General features: G+C 43.2%; 18 protein-coding genes. 13 read left to right on the top strand and 5 right to left on the bottom strand.

Annotated elements, in window-relative coordinates; genetic code table 11:
* Positions 1–51 precede the first annotated feature (51 nt).
* The 7 genes from AC5590_RS14205 (at position 52) to AC5590_RS14175 (ending at position 7,915) form a co-directional block, all read left to right on the top strand.
* On the top strand, positions 52–690 hold the full coding sequence (locus tag AC5590_RS14205; RefSeq protein ID WP_169264283.1) for a WGxxGxxG-CTERM domain-containing protein: 639 nt from the start codon (positions 52–54) through the stop codon (positions 688–690).
* 220 nt (positions 691–910) lie between these two features.
* Positions 911–3,541: a DNA polymerase III subunit alpha gene (locus AC5590_RS14200; protein WP_169264282.1), complete on the top strand. Its 2,631-nt coding sequence runs from the start codon at positions 911–913 to the stop codon at positions 3,539–3,541.
* 357 nt (positions 3,542–3,898) lie between these two features.
* Entirely contained in the window at positions 3,899–4,207 is a 309-nt protein-coding gene (locus AC5590_RS14195; protein WP_169264281.1) for a hypothetical protein, read from the top strand.
* Positions 4,208–4,243: 36 nt separating this feature from the next.
* On the top strand, positions 4,244–4,504 hold the full coding sequence (locus tag AC5590_RS14190) for a hypothetical protein (protein WP_169264280.1): 261 nt from the start codon (positions 4,244–4,246) through the stop codon (positions 4,502–4,504).
* A gap of 548 nt (positions 4,505–5,052) precedes the next feature.
* On the top strand, positions 5,053–5,796 hold the full coding sequence (locus AC5590_RS14185; RefSeq protein WP_169264297.1) for a CAP domain-containing protein: 744 nt from the start codon (positions 5,053–5,055) through the stop codon (positions 5,794–5,796).
* Positions 5,797–6,248: 452 nt separating this feature from the next.
* Complete coding sequence (locus tag AC5590_RS14180; protein WP_169264279.1) at positions 6,249–6,953, top strand: CAP domain-containing protein; 705 nt, start codon at positions 6,249–6,251, stop codon at positions 6,951–6,953.
* A 107-nt stretch (positions 6,954–7,060) separates the two neighbouring features.
* On the top strand, positions 7,061–7,915 hold the full coding sequence (locus AC5590_RS14175) for an alpha/beta fold hydrolase (protein WP_169264296.1): 855 nt from the start codon (positions 7,061–7,063) through the stop codon (positions 7,913–7,915).
* A gap of 291 nt (positions 7,916–8,206) precedes the next feature.
* Here AC5590_RS14175 and AC5590_RS14170 read toward each other — a convergent pair whose 3' ends face one another.
* The 3 genes from AC5590_RS14170 to fabG form a co-directional block, all read right to left on the bottom strand.
* The gene (locus AC5590_RS14170) at positions 8,207–9,619 is read right to left on the bottom strand and encodes an O-antigen ligase family protein (protein WP_169264278.1); all 1,413 of its coding nucleotides are present in this window, start codon (positions 9,617–9,619) and stop codon (positions 8,207–8,209) included.
* Positions 9,601–10,443 (bottom strand): YaaW family protein, encoded by an 843-nt coding sequence (locus AC5590_RS14165; RefSeq protein WP_169264277.1) that lies wholly within the window; start codon positions 10,441–10,443, stop codon positions 9,601–9,603. Before AC5590_RS14165 ends, AC5590_RS14170 begins: the two co-directional genes overlap by 19 nt.
* Before the next feature lie 281 nt (positions 10,444–10,724).
* Positions 10,725–11,489, bottom strand: a complete 765-nt coding sequence (fabG, locus tag AC5590_RS14160; protein ID WP_169264276.1) for a 3-oxoacyl-[acyl-carrier-protein] reductase — start codon at positions 11,487–11,489, stop codon at positions 10,725–10,727.
* A gap of 151 nt (positions 11,490–11,640) precedes the next feature.
* Here fabG and trxA point away from each other — a divergent pair, with 151 nt between their 5' ends.
* Positions 11,641–11,958: a thioredoxin gene (gene trxA / locus AC5590_RS14155; protein ID WP_169264275.1), complete on the top strand. Its 318-nt coding sequence runs from the start codon at positions 11,641–11,643 to the stop codon at positions 11,956–11,958.
* Between the two features lie 241 nt (positions 11,959–12,199).
* Here trxA and AC5590_RS14150 read toward each other — a convergent pair whose 3' ends face one another.
* Positions 12,200–13,123, bottom strand: a complete 924-nt coding sequence (locus AC5590_RS14150; protein WP_169264274.1) for a DNA polymerase III subunit delta' — start codon at positions 13,121–13,123, stop codon at positions 12,200–12,202.
* 260 nt (positions 13,124–13,383) lie between these two features.
* On the opposite strand from AC5590_RS14150, the gene AC5590_RS14145 reads away from it, so the two are divergent.
* Complete coding sequence (locus tag AC5590_RS14145) at positions 13,384–13,647, top strand: hypothetical protein (RefSeq protein WP_169264273.1); 264 nt, start codon at positions 13,384–13,386, stop codon at positions 13,645–13,647.
* Positions 13,648–14,103: 456 nt separating this feature from the next.
* Here AC5590_RS14145 and AC5590_RS14140 read toward each other — a convergent pair whose 3' ends face one another.
* Positions 14,104–15,285, bottom strand: a complete 1,182-nt coding sequence (locus AC5590_RS14140; RefSeq protein ID WP_169264272.1) for an RNA-guided endonuclease InsQ/TnpB family protein — start codon at positions 15,283–15,285, stop codon at positions 14,104–14,106.
* Between the two features lie 59 nt (positions 15,286–15,344).
* Between AC5590_RS14140 and AC5590_RS14135 the strand changes: the two genes are divergently transcribed.
* The 4 genes from AC5590_RS14135 (at position 15,345) to AC5590_RS14120 (ending at position 17,232) form a co-directional block, all read left to right on the top strand.
* Entirely contained in the window at positions 15,345–15,506 is a 162-nt protein-coding gene (locus AC5590_RS14135) for a CopG family transcriptional regulator (RefSeq protein WP_169264271.1), read from the top strand.
* Between the two features lie 134 nt (positions 15,507–15,640).
* Complete coding sequence (locus AC5590_RS14130) at positions 15,641–15,757, top strand: ATP-binding protein (protein ID WP_465251438.1); 117 nt, start codon at positions 15,641–15,643, stop codon at positions 15,755–15,757.
* Positions 15,758–15,777: 20 nt separating this feature from the next.
* A complete protein-coding gene (locus AC5590_RS14125; RefSeq protein ID WP_169264295.1) occupies positions 15,778–16,407 on the top strand; it encodes a response regulator in 630 nt (209 codons plus the stop codon).
* A 195-nt stretch (positions 16,408–16,602) separates the two neighbouring features.
* Positions 16,603–17,232: a response regulator gene (locus AC5590_RS14120; RefSeq protein WP_169264270.1), complete on the top strand. Its 630-nt coding sequence runs from the start codon at positions 16,603–16,605 to the stop codon at positions 17,230–17,232.
* The last annotated feature ends 89 nt before the right edge of the window (positions 17,233–17,321 follow it).

The raw sequence follows: 17,321 nt of genomic DNA, 5'->3' as shown, positions 1-17,321 counted from the left end.
AAAAGCAGAGAATTTATCAAAAAAACTTGCAACACAAAATCAACAAAAACTATGAAACTTTCTCATTTATCTAAAAATGTTTGGGCTAGCGCCTTCGCTCTCGGTTTAGCTACTTTGACTTTAACTCTACCTGTTTCTGCCCAATCTGGTGGTGGTGGTGGTAGTGGAGGATCAGGTGGTGCCAGTAGTGGCAGTAGTGGTAGTGGTGCTGGTAGTGGTGCTGGCACTGGTAGTACAGGTACAGGTACAGGCACAGGCACTACAGGTACTGGTACAGGTACAGGCACTACAGGTACTGGTACAGGTACAGGCACTACAGGTACTGGTACGACAACAGATGGCACAGGAACGAGCGGTACCGGCGGCACAGGCACTACAGGCACTGGTACAAATGGGACGGGTATGACTGGTAGTGGCACTGACACCACTGGTGGGACAACTGGAACTGGTACAACTGGTAGTGGCACTGACACCACTGGTGGGACAACTGGTACAGGTACTGGCAGCACCACAGACACGACAACAAATAATCAAGGCGTTAGAGAGGTGAGAACCGAGAGCCATTCTGACTGGGGTTGGCTTGGTTTACTTGGTCTTGCAGGTCTTGCAGGTCTTATTCCTAAACGCTCTCAAACCCGAGTAGTTCACGATCCCAATGAAGTAACGCGTCCTGGTTCTACTAAGTTATAAGGCTTTGCTGAAGGTAGGGGGTAAAGGGGAATAATAATTCACTTTTCAGACAAATTGAGTATTGTGAACTCTTTACCGCCGCCTTGAGCCAGTTCTTACAGCATTACTTTAGATATTAAATTTAATTATTAGAAATTCTAAATAAGATAACCGCGCTCAGGTACAAACTGCGTTACCCTGGTATACGCTTCGTGTTTTTCACTGCTAGCTGGAAACGCATATGTCCTTTGTCCCTTTGCACATTCATAGTGATTACAGTCTGCTTGATGGAGCAAGTCAACTGCCAGATTTAGCGGATCGCGCCATCGAACTGGGGATTAAAGCAATAGCCCTGACAGATCATGGTGTGATGTATGGTGCGATCGAACTGATTAAAATTTGCCGCAATAAAAATATCAAGCCAATTATCGGCAACGAAATGTATATCATCAACGGCGATATTACAAAACAAGAACGCCGTCCCCGCTATCATCAAGTTGTTTTAGCCAAAAATACAAAAGGATATAAAAATTTAGTCAAGATCACAACAATTTCTCATCTTCAAGGTGTGCAGGGCAAAGGCATTTTTTCCCGTCCTTGTGTAAATAAAGAATTATTAAAACAGTACCATGAAGGCTTAATTGTAACGAGTGCTTGTTTGGGTGGAGAAGTTCCGCAAGCAATTCTCAGTGGTAAATTAGAGGCTGCACGTAAAGTTGCTCGGTGGTATAAAGAAGTCTTTGGTGAAGATTATTATTTAGAAATTCAAGACCACGGCTCCCAAGAAGACCGGATTGTTAATGTAGAAATTGTCAAAATTGCGCGGGAACTTGGTATTAAAATTATCGCCACCAATGACTCACATTTTATTTCTTGTTACGATGTTGAAGCACACGATGCTTTGCTATGCATTCAAACTGGCAAATTGATTTCTGACGATAAGCGAATGCGTTATAGCGGGACAGAATATCTGAAATCTGCTGAGGAAATGAAGGCGCTGTTTCGCGACCATTTACCAGATGATGTCATTGAAGAAGCTGTGCTCACCACAGTTGAAGTTGCAGATAAAGTCGAACCTTACCAAATTTTAGGTGAACCTCGCATTCCCAATTATCCCATCCCATCTGGTCATACTGCTGATACATATGTTGAAGAAGTTGCTTGGCAAGGACTTTTACAAAAATTAAATAGTAAATCTAGAAATCAAATTGACCAAACTTATAAAGATAGGTTGGAGTATGAACTAAAAATGATTCAGAAGATGGGTTTCTCCAGCTACTTTTTAGTTGTATGGGACTACATCAAATTCGCGAGAGACAAGAATATTTCTGTAGGTCCTGGTCGTGGTTCTGCTGCAGGGTCATTGGTTGCTTACACTATGGGGATAACTAACATTGACCCCGTACATCATGGACTGCTCTTTGAAAGATTCCTCAATCCAGAACGGAAATCTATGCCTGATATTGATACAGATTTCTGTATCGAACAACGGGATAAAGTCATTGATTATGTTACAGAAAAATACGGTAAAGAGAGAGTCGCCCAAATCATTACCTTTAACCGCTTGACTTCAAAAGCAGTTTTAAAAGATGTTGCCAGAGTCTTAAATATTCCCTATGGGGAATCAGACAAAATGGCAAAACTTATTCCTGTTTCCCGAGGAAAACCCACCAAACTTAAAGTGATGATTTCTGAAGCCACACCATCACCAGAGTTTAAAGAAAAATATGATAATGACCCAAAGGTACAGCATTGGCTTGATATGGCAATCCGTATTGAGGGAACAAACAAAACATTTGGTGTGCACGCTGCAGGTGTGGTAATTTCTGCTGAACCGTTGGATGAAATTGTGCCACTACAAAAAAATAACGACGGTTCTGTGATCACCCAATATTTCATGGAAGATTTGGAATCACTGGGCTTGCTAAAAATGGATTTTCTGGGTTTAAAAAACTTGACGATGATTCAGAAAACCATCGATTTGATTTCGCTACACAAAAAAATTACAATTGACCCATATGACATCACGAGTTATGAAAGAGAAGCTCAGAGAAGATTAGCGAAAGGTAAATTGAGCACCTTGCCAACAGAGGTTGAGAAGACTTATCAACTATTAGAAGCAGGCGAATTAGAAGGTATCTTTCAATTAGAATCTTCTGGAATGCGGCAAATAGTACGCGATTTAAAGCCTTCCAATATAGAAGATATTTCCTCGATTTTAGCACTATATCGACCAGGTCCATTAGATGCAGGACTGATTCCCAAGTTTATTAACCGCAAGCATGGTCGAGAAAATATTGAGTATGAAACCGAAATTTTAGAACCGATCTTAGATGAGACCTATGGAATTATGGTCTATCAAGAGCAAATTATGAAAATTGCTCAAGATATGGCTGGATATTCTTTAGGACAGGCAGATTTGCTGCGCCGTGCAATGGGTAAAAAGAAAGTTGAGGAAATGATGAAGCAGCGAGAAAAGTTTGTGGATGGCGCTGCGAAAAATGGAGTAAAAAAACAAATTGCTGAAGACTTATTCGAGCAAATGTTGAAGTTTGCTGAATATTGTCTCAGCTATGACACAGAAGTGTTAACCATAGAATATGGCTTTTTACCTATTGGGCAAATTGTAGAAAAAAGAATTGAGTGTAGCGTCTACACAGTTGATAATAACGGAAATATTTACACACAACCTATTGCTCAATGGCATGAGCGCGGTCAGCAAGAAGTTTTTGAATACTGTCTAGAGGATGGTTCTGTTATTCAGGCAACAAAAGACCATAAATTTATGACGACTGATGAGCAAATGTTGCCAATTGATGAAATATTTGAACGGGGTTTGGAGTTGATGCAGGTTAAGGGTTTACCTAAATAGCTATTAATAAGACATTTAAATATGATGATTTTTAATCAATAGTTTATTTTTTATTAAAAATAACTATATATATTTTCTGCTAAATTCACTGATTCTTTATAAAGCAGAGTGAAATTTACTTATCCACTAACTGAACAATATCGAGATCACGTTCATTTTTGACGTATTCTGCAGCTAGATTGACTAATTGTAAAAAATACACTTTGTTTGCTGCTAAATTTATGAGATAATTTTGTGAACTGTAAAAACTCAGTGAAGACACTTAATTAATTTGTTTGCAAAGTATTAACTATTCTGGTTGATATCAGGGAATAATACTAGATAAGTGTAGAAATATAAACTACAACGATTGTTTCTATGTGTGTATTCTCTTCTTGGTCTTGGCTTGGAAAACGACTTCAGTGGCTGTGTTGCTTAACTGCACTATCTTTGGTTTGTTTGATTATGGGTTGGTCACTTCCCACAAATCCAGCAAATTGCATCACTCAGCAATTAGAACAGCAAAACGCCCTATTGACTCATGAAAAACAACTTGGTGAGTTCCTGTGTTCAGATATTGTCAAAGATTTTTTGGTTCTTGAAAGCAGTTCAACTGGTGGCGCACCGCCCGCTACGAATCGAAAAAACACTCTATTCCCCGACACCCCGACAACGCCAGGTGTCTGAAGTCGGGGTATCGGGGAAACTACGCCAATTCCTACAATGGGACGCCACATGCTACAAGTCGGCACATGCTACCCTGCGGAAAACCCTTCGGGTATGCCTGCACCACGCCAAGGGCGAACGCAGTCACCTCTGTTGGGAAAACGCCAGGTGCACCCTCGGAGGAACCCTCCGCAACACACTGGCTCCCCTCCTAGAGTGCTGTCTCACCGCCCTCCGGGTGTCTACAAGTCGGGGAACCAGTCTAACGCAGTGCCTCCCCAACGCAGTGGCTCGGGAACTCCAACACCAGATGCCTAGTAGGTCGGGTTCGCCCTATGGTGCTCCGCCACACCTTACGGTGATCGGGAACGCCTGTCGCCTGGCTGTCGGGAAACCGTTTAGCTGATCTGACGACCGAAGCCCTCCCGCTGCGCTGGACTCACCAGATGCCTGGCTGTCAGGAAACAGTGGTGACAGCCCAATCAAGGATATAAGGCTTGCTCAAAGATCTGGATTTTCTGGCATCCCTTTGTTTGTGATCACTGGTCAACATTTCTCTGGTGTATAGTCGCTGTCTGATCTGAAAAATGTATTGAATCATCATCACTAGTTCTTAGTCTTCATCGGGTTTTGCTTAGTATCAAAGTTGCTGGTGTCTAAGTTTTTTGCATCTTGAGTCATCACTGATAATCCCTATTAGGCTAGGATTACTGTTTGTTGTGTTTAGTTCACAAGGTTACAAAGGATGTTAAATGCAGAGACTAAAATGTGTATAATTATACTAAGAAATGGTAAATATGAGCAAAACGCGATGCATTCCAAATAACCCTATTAACTTCGGTGGAACAGAAATCATGAAGTCATTAATGCGTTGCAGTGGATTTTCTGTGTTTTTTCCTATCGCTCTAGCTGCAAGTTACACTTCTCAACTATTGATATCTAAGGAAGCGGTTGCAGAAGATACACAGAATCTCCCCACTGGAGTCCAAGAAGCTTATTCTACTGGACCGAGACGGGCAAGTTACCTATCTCCATTAGAACAACAAGTCATTAATGAAATGAACAAAATACGGGCAAATCCCAAGGCTTACATTCCTGTGTTGGAGAACTATAAACAGCGCTTTCAAGGTAAGCTAGTCAAAATCTATGATCGGCGCTACCTGCAAACACACGAAGGGCTATCAGCCGTTGATGAGGCAATTAGGTTTCTTCAGTCAGCGACTCCTGTTGCTCCTTTAACGATATCTAGGGGAATGTCCTTAGGTGCTCAAGATCATGTCAAAGATAATGGCTTAAAAGGCTCCAGAGGTCACCAAGGCAGCGATGGTAGTAATCCATCTACTCGTATGGATCGCTACGGAATTTGGCAATCTACTGCTGGGGAAAATATCAGCTATGGCTCTAGTACCGCTGAAGATATCGTCATACAATTACTTGTTGATGATGGAGTGCCCAACCGTAGTCATAGAAGAAACATTTTTAACCCCAATTTTAGAGTGGCTGGAGTTGCCTATGGGATTCACGCTAAATACAAAACGATGTGCGTGATTAATTATGCCGGAGAATATCAAGACAAAGACATTGCTGTTTCGGCCAGCGATCATCGTTAAACATGGCTCTTTGAGCTTATAAACTCTTTATCCCACTGCTTTTTCTGAATGCGAGTGCGTGCCATAGTCATCAACAAGGAGTCTTCGTGTTTTCAGTTCGCAGTGGTATGAGTTACTAAGTTACCTGGAAACCAGTCATCAATTCATGCATCTAATAAAGACATATAGCGATTCTCACTCGCATACAATACAGGTGTACGGTGGAAGCACGCTATAGAACATTGGTGTGAACTTAGGCAAAACGAAAGTCTCACAAGACTTTCAGGTTCTCTCGTTGCCATCCTTCAAAGCAAGTTGGATGCCTAAAACCAGGCATAACCTCTTTACGAAGAACAGGCTATCGACTTGGGTTTTCTTATTAAATTGACATCAATAGCTATAGAACAGCTCCTACAAACAATCTGTATGACACCCAATTGGGAACTGCTATATTGACTGGTTGCTCCAAACTTATGAAGTTGTTGACGCCTCAGATGGTATTTTGGATATTTACACTCGTCACCCTATCGACTACATCTTGTGATGTATTATTTGAGCCTGACTCCTCTGTACCTAACATTCCCGAAGGAAATTCTGATGTGTCGCTAACTGGGAAAACTCTTTCTCGCCTTGAACAACAAGTAATTGTAGAAATGAACAAGGCGAGAACGAATCCCACTGCTTATGCTGCTGTATTAAAAAACTATAGACAACGTTTTGAAGGTAATCGAGTTAAAATTTCGCGTCATGTCTATTTACAAACAGAGGAAGGAGTGAAAGCCGTTGATGAGGCGATCGCCTTTCTCAAGTCAGTCACTCCAGTCGGACCTTTAACAGCATCCAAAGGAATGTCACGAGCTGCTAAGGATCATGTCAAAGACCAAGGATCAAAAGGAATTATAGGTCACAAAGGAAGCGACAAGAGTGATCCCTTTACTCGCTTAAGCCGCTACGGAACTTGGAAACGCACCGCCGGAGAAAATATTAGTTATGGTTCCCACACGGCGCAAGATATTGTCATGCAATTAATTATTGACGATGGAGTTCCAGATCGCGGTCATAGAATAAATATGTTTAATCCTGCTTTTAAGGTAGCGGGAGTTGCTTTTGGAATTCACAACACATACAGGCAGATGTGTGTGATTAATTATGCAGGAAGGTATGTAGAAAAGTCATAATTCCTAACTCAAGGACCTTTGACAGATGACTGATTCATGTGGTGCGTGGTACAAATGTACCTGGAATTTGCCTATGTGACATAATTATATAAAGCAACATAATAATGATGAACTCTCGCCATAGCAACACAGCTTCATCTGCTGTTGACCTCAACGTTCACATTCAAGGTCAAGGCTTCCCAATTCTCTGCTTACACGGTCATCCTGGTTCTGGTTCTAGTCTTTGTGTCTTTACCAATCACCTGTCAAAACGCTTTCAAACTTTGGCTCCAGACTTGCGTGGATATGGCAAGAGTCGGTTTAATGGCGATTTTGATATGCGCGACCATTTGATTGACCTGGAAGCGCTTTTAGACCGCCTTAGTATTAAAAAATGTCTAATATTGGGCTGGTCGCTCGGTGGCATTTTAGCAATGGAATTAGCACTGCAGCAACCCCAGCGAGTTACTGGACTGATTTTAGTGGCGACAGCTGCCCGACCCAGAGGCAATCATCCGCCTATAACCTGGCAAGATAATGTTTACACCGGTGTTGCTGGACTGTTGAGTTATATTAAACCAGATTGGCAGTGGAATATTGAAACTTTTGGCAAGCGATCGCTCTTTCGCTACCTGATTCAACAACACACTCCCGCAGCCTACAGCTACATAGCAAAAGATGCAGTATCAGCCTACTTACAAACTTCTGCTCCTGCGACTCGCGCTCTTTTTTCGGCGATTGGGGCTGGGTACAATCGACTAACAGAGCTAGAAAAAATTCAATGTCCTTCTTTAGTACTAGCTGGTGCATGCGATCGCCACATAACAGCTGACGCCAGCTTAGAAACTTCTCGCTACCTCAAAGATTGTCAGTCACACTGCTATCCTAATACTGCTCATCTTTTCCCATGGGAAATCCCAAACCAGGTATTGAGCGACATTGACCACTGGCTTGAGAAAAATCAAAAAGTTGTCAGTGTGTAGTTACGCCTAAGCGTAACTACGAAATAGCCTTATAACCAGAAAAGAACCAATAACAGTTAACAGTGAGTCCAGCGCGCATGAGGCGTTTTCCCGCCGTAGGCGACTGGCGTTCGCCCTCCAGGCGTGCGCTTTGCGCATACCCGAAGGGGTCTCCCTCACGCTTGTTCTGGCGTCTCCGGTCTAAAGCACGGAATATGGGCGGCACGTTTGGGGGGGAAGCTTCCCCCGGAAAGCTGCCTTCACTACGTGGCTGTTCCTCCGGAGTTTTCAGCCAGCCATCCCTATAAGTTTTTATTTCACCGCAAGCCTTTGGTGATAGTTATGGCGATAGACAACTCCAGAAATAGCAGCTAACAATAACCACGAGAGCGTATTGAGGCGAAAATCGAATAAGCTGACGTCTGCTGTGTTAAATAACACCCAGCCCACAAATACCAGAAGATAACTGAAACATATCAATTTATCTTCTGCCTGATCTACAGATTTTAACTTTTGCAACACTTGGACACCCCCAATAAATATCCAAACGAGTAAGCCACAGAATAAAAGAGTCGTGGGAAAACCAGTTTCCGCAAATAGCATTAAAAACAAATTGTGGGGATGTCCTAACCAAATATGCATCTGTGCATCGTACAGAGGAGTAAAATTGCGTAAACCCCAACCTGTCCAAGGACGTTGCTGAGTTAAAGACAACGCAAATTGCCACTGTGTTTTGCGAAGTAAGGCGATTGGTCTATCAGGATATAGTTGGTCGTTTAAACGTGCCCAAAAGAACGCGGGAACAACCTTACGAAACAATTGAGCTATAGCCAAAGGAGCAAAAGCAGCACAAAGCACGCTGGCGACGATACCAGCAACACCAGCCACAAGAATGTGCCAACCTTCGTAAACCGCATAAGCTAAACAAGCAAAAATGGCGATCGCCCAAGCATTGCGCGAGTCAGTCAAAATCAACGCCACAAAAATGGCAATCATCGCCACCGTCAAGAAGAAGAAGGCGAAGCCAGCAGAGTCAAGCAGTGAGGGAGTCAAGGAGTGAGGGAATGTAGGAAGTTTCCCTCCCTGTGTCACTGTGTTTCTCCCTGGGTGGTCTTTGGGCTTGTCTGCCCGTCTCCTCATCCGCCGATAGCTTTCCAACCACAACCCTATCCCTAGGATGAAAACTATCATCAGATAACAAGCATTGATGTTGGCGTACATGAATACGGAAGCCATGCGACCTACTGGTTGTCCTCCAGGTTCTATCTCCCATTCCACCACAAACCACAAAATTCTTATTTTAGAAGACCAGTTTAAAAACAACTGCCCAAATCCGAGAATCACCACTGGTAGAGAACCAAGCACCAAAATCCAAGACATCTGCCGCAATTGTACAGGCGTCTGAATAAGCGTGCTAAAGCTAACGAAAACTAAAAAGTACGGTAAGAAATTAAATAAACCCAGGAAAGCCGCTGTTTTGTCGTTGGCAAAACTAACGGTGATCAGCATGAAGACACTCAGAAGCGCAAATCCCCAGTGCAGGGGACTGCGAATAATTGCGCGGTATTGAGTGAACCAACCTCCCAAGATTGCTAAAACTATACCCACAGCGCCGAGAAACGGAAGCAATGGGAAGACGAGTATTCCCAGTTGGGCATAGTTCCAAGAAGATTGCAAACTAGGGTTGGGATGACGAAAAGCTGTTTTCAAGCAGGTTCCCAACATTCAGCACGAGTCAAACGAATTTGAGCTAAGGCAAAGATGGTAGGTATAATCCGACCGTAGTTAGTGGCGATCGCTCTCCACCCCAAGTCCGCAAGAAACCAACTCCACATCACTGGTCCTAAAAAGGCAAACACACTGCGAGTGACTCCATAACGAGCGGCATTAACAGTCATACCCCGCTTTGCCATCTGCAGTGTGGCATAATTTTGAAACTGATTTGCTGCTGCTCCAGAACCTTGAATCACGGCTTCTTTGGCAACTTGATATGTCGCAAAGTGCATCGCAAATTGACGAGCAATTTGTTTGAGCAACACTGGCTGGAGAACGGAGGTGACAGCAAGGGCGCTACCGCCTTTGAGAAGTAATCCCAAGGGATCTCGCTGCAATGTCAGTGGTAGCGGTTCTGTTAATTCTGCTTTTGCTAGCTGACGTTGTATGCGCACAGTCAATTTTTGCTTGTCCTTTTGTGGCAATTTTCTCCACACCTGCCCCAACAGGTGCAGAAATACCTCAGCTTCTAAATCAACTGTTGTCAGTTGACTAGAATAAGGCATTTTCAAATATTTACACACTTGAATCAGCGCTTGTCGGTAAGTCACCTGACGGCTGCGTCCCCGCAGAACCGTGATCCCATCTGCTGCCAAAAAACGAAAGCGTTGCTCTAGTGCATCTAGCCAAGCTTTGCGACCTTTGCTTTGCACTTCTATAGGTTCCGGTGTGTGAACATAATCTAGAGGATTAAACTTACGACTAAACAGAATTGCCGTTAGATCTTGCAATTCTTCGTCGCTTGCTAGCTCTAGTGCTACCCTTAGTTCATCCAATTTCCGTTCCTCCGTTCCATACAGCTTTTCTGTACTTTATTCTACTATTAGCTTTTTGGACTCATGAGTCGTCATAATAAATTCAAAGTTCAAAGTTCAAAGTTCAAAAAAAGAAATTTAATTTTGAATTTTGCATTTTGAGAGAAGTTGGAGCGGAGGTTTCCTCCGTTCGCGCAGCGTCTCCTCCGGAGACTCCAATCTATGCCCGTAGGGCACGCTGCGCGTTCGCCCTTGGCGTGCGCTTGCGCTTACGGTGATTTTGAATTTGAGCAAAGCGAGTGTCAAGCCATCACCATACCGCCATCAACGTTAAAAACTTGTCCGGTGATATAAGCAGCGGCGGAATCAGCAGCAAGAAAGCGCACCATCCCAGCGACTTCTTCTGGTTGACCATAACGAGCTAGCGGAATATATTTGATAATTTCTTCAGCGTTGATATCGCTTGTCATGTCCGTGGCGATGAAACCGGGAGCAACAGCGTTAACCGTGATACCGCGAGAGGCAAATTCTTTGGCGATGGTTTTAGTAAAGCCGATGACGCCTGCTTTGGCAGCACTGTAGTTGGCTTGTCCGGGGTTACCCATTTGTCCGGCGACAGAGGTAATGTTGATGATTCGCCCGGAACGTTGTTTGAGCATAATTTTACTTACTGCACGAGTACATAAGAAAACACCAGTTAGATTTAGGTCTATCACAGCTTGCCAATCTTCTGGTTTCATTCGCAAAAGCAGTGTGTCGCGAGTGATACCGGCGTTGTTAACCAAGATATCGACACGATTGAACTTTTTTGTCACAGTGTTAACCAGCGCTTCTACCTGATCAACTTGAGAAACGTCAGCTTGAAGCGCTATAGCACTTCCTCCGGCTTTTGTGATTGTATCGACGACCTCTTCGGCTGCATTGCTGGAACTGGCATAATTGACGACGATATTGGCTCCTAGTTCCGCTAATTCTAATGCGATCGCCCGCCCAATTCCCCGTGAAGCACCGGTAACAATAGCTACCTTTTCACGCAAAAGTTGCAAATTTTCTGGCAAGAGTTCCATAAATATTCCTCTCTATGATCCGTAGCGCTAATTATCATAGGTTGATTGTGCATCAAGAATAAAAACAATCTAGGATTTGACAGATAAGCGCTCTTGGGAACTACTATTGAAAAATCAAACAGTCAAACACTAGAAAAGTGGTACGTGTCACATGGCGACTAAAAAAGAATTCAACAGCTTTGAGGAGATGCTGTCTGGTGCAGATGTACCAGTGTTGGTAGACTTTTATGCAGATTGGTGTGGACCTTGTCATATGATGGCTCCAATTTTAGAGCAAGTTAACGCTCAGCTCCAAGGACGCATACAAATTGTCAAAATTGATACTGAAAAATATCCAGAATTAGCAAGTCAATATGAAATTTATGCTCTACCAACGCTGGTACTATTTAAGCAGGGTCAGCCAGTGGATCGGATTGAGGGTGTGCTGCAAACACCGCAGTTAGTGCAACGTTTAACGACATCGATTTAATTGGCTTTGAAGGTAGAGACGTTGTATGTAACGTCTCTACTAGCTTGAAGATGAGTGTAGGGGAGCCAGTACTTGATGAGGGTCTCCCGACCTAGGTATCTGGCGTGTGTAAGGGTGTAGGAGTGTAGGGGTGTAAGGGTGTGCGGAAGTACATGATAGTTACTGATTTCAACGAATGGCTAATAGAGCTGTTAAGCGTTAAGCGTTAAGCGTTAAGCGTTCCCTACAACTTCCACGAAGTCTAATGAATGACAAATGATAAAAGTGTGCATTCCCAAACAAGGCGCGGCTGAGCATAGCAAAGCAAAGATTTGCGAGCTTGTTCTAACTGTTGAATCATGCTTGGTTGACGCTTGTGTTGCCAGTAAAATTGTTGCAGATAATCAACTAACCACAATTGAGCTTCTGTATCTAAATCTTTATCAATTTGTTTAGCTAATTGCAAAGCCTCACGGTAAGATGAAGGGACTTTGGTCAGGGTTTTGAGTAGTTCAGGGGGAATAACTTGCAGTTGTTGGTAGGATGCGATCGCATCTCCCGGACTGCCAGCCGCAACACTCAACACTGCTGGATGCTGCAAAACTTCCTCATGCCCTGTTTGTGTCAGAACTTGAGCCATTGCAGTTGCATCCAAACGATAGAAAGGAATTCGCTGACAGCGCGACACCAATGTTGACAATACAGACTCAACTGAAGGCGCGATTAAAATCAGCGTTGTCTGTCCGGGTTCTTCCAAAGTCTTGAGCAAAGCATTTGCTGCAGCTTCCGCCATAGTTTCTGCTTGATCCAGCACAACCACTTGTCTTGGTGCTTCCAACGGCGAACGGCTTACAAATCCAGTAATTTCCCGAATTTGTTCTAAGCGAATTGTAGCCGGTGCTCTGCGCTTAAGTCCTTTTTCTGCTGCTTCTGTTGCTGTGAGTCGTTGTCCTTGATGCAAATAAGTTGGCTGCACCCACAACAAATCTGGGTGGTTACCTTGACGCACCCGGTTTTGATGTGGACTGAAGAGCAATTCCACAAAGCACCGTGCTGCTAAACTCCGTCCTACACCATCTGAACCGACAAACAAATATGCTGGAGCAATACGTTTTTTTGCTACAGCCTGTAACAGTAATTCCACTGCTTGCTGTTGTCCGACAAGTGGTGCAAATGCGTCAGTCATTCAATTTTGGATCTTAACTTATGGATTTTGGACTGGTTAGGTTGAATAGCTCCGCGCCGTGAGCGTCGGAAGGCGGTAGTAGTGCTTGTATCTTGTGCCGTGCTTTGTAGTTACATCCCTTTTGGGTTTTCAGGCTAATATCTTTATAATAGATATATTTTAAAGCACGTTGTTGATGAAAACCAGCGGAACGCCATGTTTTCACTTCGGAGTGGAAGCGTCAAAATTAATAAAGTTGTTAAAATCTCAGGGGTAGAAACATGAGAGTTTGGCTAGCCTGCTTTTTGGTACTGTTTGCCCTAGCAGAACTGTTTGATTGGGTGAAAGAATTCAACTTACCGCTTCCTATATACATATTAGGTGGAACATTTCTAGCTGTTGCTTCTAATTACGATAAGCTTTTTGGCTCCTACTTAAGTCATGCAAGCGAAGCATCACCCCAACAAATTTTGCTTGATGATTCACCTTCCTTTACAATTTCGGATTCTGTTGAAGAATTACAAAAATCTGAAACAAAAAGTTAAAGGTACTATAGCAATCCTATTTGATTTGTGTGAAAGTGCCTGTGCGTAGCGCATAAATTGAAAGCCACAGATCCCCGACTTCGTAAAAGTTGTTGGGGATCTTGTTTGTCACATTCAAAGCAGCGTGCCCCTAAGGCTTAAGTGATAGCTTTTTGTTGGTTTTGGCTGTGGTTTATATTTGTTACAAAACCCCCCGATATTTAGCTGCACATTCTGACAAAGATTTCCCCAACTCCAAAAAAGCTGGATGCCATTGAGTCAACCCATCATGACTCAACAAGAACGTTCGTGCCGTTATACCTTCCTGTTTGCACAGAAATTACAGCAGTTTGCAACACGTAAGAGGTACACAACCTAGACTTCACGCGCCAGATATGAAAGCTGTTTGACTGCTCTATAAAACTTATACAACGTTGAACATTGATGTTTACTTCTCGCTTCAACCAAGGTAGTCGGCTACTTCTTGTCTACGAGCGTCACTTCCGGCTGAGCCAGCCGTACAAAGTCCGATGGTGCGTTCAACAAATTATAAGCTGCGTTCAAATCCCTATCCATCGTTATCGTGTGAGCTAAGCACGACTTATTCTGGCACTGGTACACTCGGTCAGAAAGTTTCAAGCTATCATGCTTGTTCCTACAGATCGAACACAATTTTGATGATGGATACCACCGGTCAACGACCTCTACCTTGGTTCCGAAGAATTCAGACTTGTAGACTAATTGACGACGGAATTCGTAGAATCCTAAATCAGAGATTGCTGCTGATAACTTTCTATTAGCCAGCATCCCTGAAACGTTTAGGTCTTCTATCCGAATTCGGTAAAATCTACGGCTTATATCTGTTGTCGTCTTATGCAGAAAGTCTTTACGCTGGTTGGCGATTTGGGCGTGCTTTGTGGCGATAGAGTCATAAAACTTCTTTGCTCTATTCGACTGTTTTATACCTTGGCGACGATTGCCAGATTGCTTATTTCGGTTTCGCCACTGTGCCTTAGCTAGCTTGGTTTTCGCTTGTTTGTAAGGTTTGGGGGCTTCAATCTGAGAGCCATCACTGAGAGTGCAAAAACATTTCACGCCTAAGTCGATTCCCACCAACTCTTCCGGGTGATGCGTTGGTGGTATTCTATCAGCGTCTATTGCAAAAGAAACGTACCATTTATTAGCTTGGCGGCTAATGGTAAAAGTCTGTGTACAGTACGAGCAGGCGAGATCCTCTTTGAGTCGAAAAGTTCCTAGAGTCGGAATTTTTATTTTCTTCCCAGGCGAGATCAATACTTTGCCGTTGCCGTCGTAAACACTAAACGAATCCCCGTCATTCTTTGACTTAAAAACAGGCTTACCAGACAGTCCTTTAGACCATCTTTGATATGCCTGTCCTAAATCCATAAAAGCTCGTTGATAAACTTTGGATGACAACTTATTCATCCATTGATTCTCAACCTGCTTTTTGGTGTAGCCAGTGAATACTTTCTTGATTTCATTTATCTGTTTAGCAATACTTACTTTTACCCCAGCAGAGTACAGACTTTGGGTCAATGCCAAGCCGTAGTTATAAACAAAACGTGCATAACCAGAATGCTTACGCATCAAAGTTCGCTCTTTGTTATTTAGTTTTAGCTCTACTTTGATGGCGTACATTACAAGTTGTGTTTTTTTATTTTACACTCTTAGTGTACGGACATTTGTACGGTATGTCAATGGCTAAACAAACGGAAAGACTGGAGATTCGAGTTACGGTGGACGAGTTAGAAACATTAGACGCATATTGCCAGTTAGTTGATTTGAATAAAAGTGATGTGTTGCGAGAGTATATTCAATCCTTGAAGAAAAAGATTAAAAAGATGAACAGCAAAGTCTAGTTATGTTCAGCTTTTTATAGCGATTGAATGATTAGGACGTGTCTCCCTAATAGACATCTCCAGAAATTAATTCTGCGTTGTCGGAAAGCCTTGGTAGGGGCGAACGGCCGTTCGCCCTTACGTCATTGTCGGAGATGTCTAATGACGGATTTGGATTGCTAGGAATGAGCGAACGGGCAGAACGCATTGGAGCGCTAATGATTCACAGCCAACCTGAACACGGAACAGAAATTGTCGTCATTATTATATAGTATATTGAGAGAGCACAATGATAAGCCTTGCCACTACGATTCGTATTCTGATTGTTGATGACCATTCCATTGTCAGACAAGGATTGGCAATCATCATCAACCGCGATCCAGAAATGACGGTGATTGCTCAAGCAGAAGATGGACAACAGGGGGTCAATCTGTTTCGGGAATACCAACCAGATATCACGCTGATGGATTTGCGAATGCCGCAGATGGCTGGGGTTGAAGCGATTACTGCTATTTGTGCTGAATTTAAATCTGCCCGAATTATTGTACTAACGACCTACGATAGTGATGAAGATATCTATCGCGGGTTGCAGGCAGGCGCTAAAGGATATTTACTCAAGGATGCTAAATCCAACGAGCTTTTTAATGCGATTCGCACAGTTTATCGTGGTCAGCAGTATATTCCGCCATCCGTGGGGGCAAAACTAGTACAGCGGATGAGTAATCCAGAACTGAGTGAGCGAGAGTTAGAGGTACTTCGTTTGATGGCGCAGGGGATGAGTAATCTAGACATTAGCACCATTTTGAGTATCGGTGAAAGCACTGTCAAATCTCATGTTAATCGAATTTTAAGTAAATTGGGAGTTAACGATCGCACTCAAGCGGTAATTATTGCTGTTAAACGCGGGATTGTCAGTTTGTAAGCAATTCGTAGAATAGACCCGCCCGAAAAATGAACTAGGTACAAAAAAGTAGTAAGCTGTTACGCCTATAAGTTGCACAATAGAGAGTAAAGCGCAGCGTTAACGCACAGTGCTCCTTTTAGGGACTAGTGGACGCCCAGTTAAAGTTCAAAAAATGGATTTTATAAACGCAACAGCGTAAGAAGAGTAGGCAATATGAGTCAGTCAACAGTCATTCGCATTCTTATTGTTGATGATTATTTAATTGTGCGGCAAGGGTTAGCAGCAATCATTGAGCAAGAGGGGGATATGAGTGTGATTGGTCAGGCGGAGGATGGAGTTGAGGCAATTAAGCTGTTTCGGCAAGAGCAACCCGACGTAACCTTGATGGACTTGCGGATGCCTCAAATGGGAGGAGTCGAAGCTATTACTACCATTTGCGCTGAATTTGCCAAGGCGAAAATTATCGTACTAACAACGTATGATGGGGATGAGGATATCTATCAAGGGTTACGGGCAGGCGCAAAGGGTTATCTGCTCAAAGACTTGAAACCAAACGAACTGCGAACAGCTATTCGCGGTGTTTACAACGGGCAACAATACATTCCACCGAATGTCGGTGCTAAACTAGTTCAGCGAATGACCAACCCGGAATTGAGCGATCGCGAGTTAGAGGTGCTTCGTTTAATTGCACAGGGCATGAGCAATCTGGAAATTAGCGCAGCCCTATGTATTAGCGAGAGTACTGTTAAGACCCATATCAATCGAATTTTAAGCAAGTTAAATGTCAAAGACCGGACACAGGCAGCTATTGTTGCCCTGAAACGAGGAATTGTCAACCTTTGACACTCCCACGGCTATGAAAACTTGGATAATTTATTTGTTGGAAATGTTAACGGAACACTCAAACTGCTGTTCATAAAGTTGAAGCGTTT

The sequence above is a fragment of the Brasilonema octagenarum UFV-OR1 genome, from assembly GCF_963888615.1.
In the GTDB taxonomy this organism is placed as follows: Bacteria; Cyanobacteriota; Cyanobacteriia; order Cyanobacteriales; family Nostocaceae; genus Brasilonema; species Brasilonema sennae.
The sequence above is the reverse complement of the archived record's forward strand: the minus strand, read 5'-3'. Positions and strand labels throughout refer to the sequence as shown.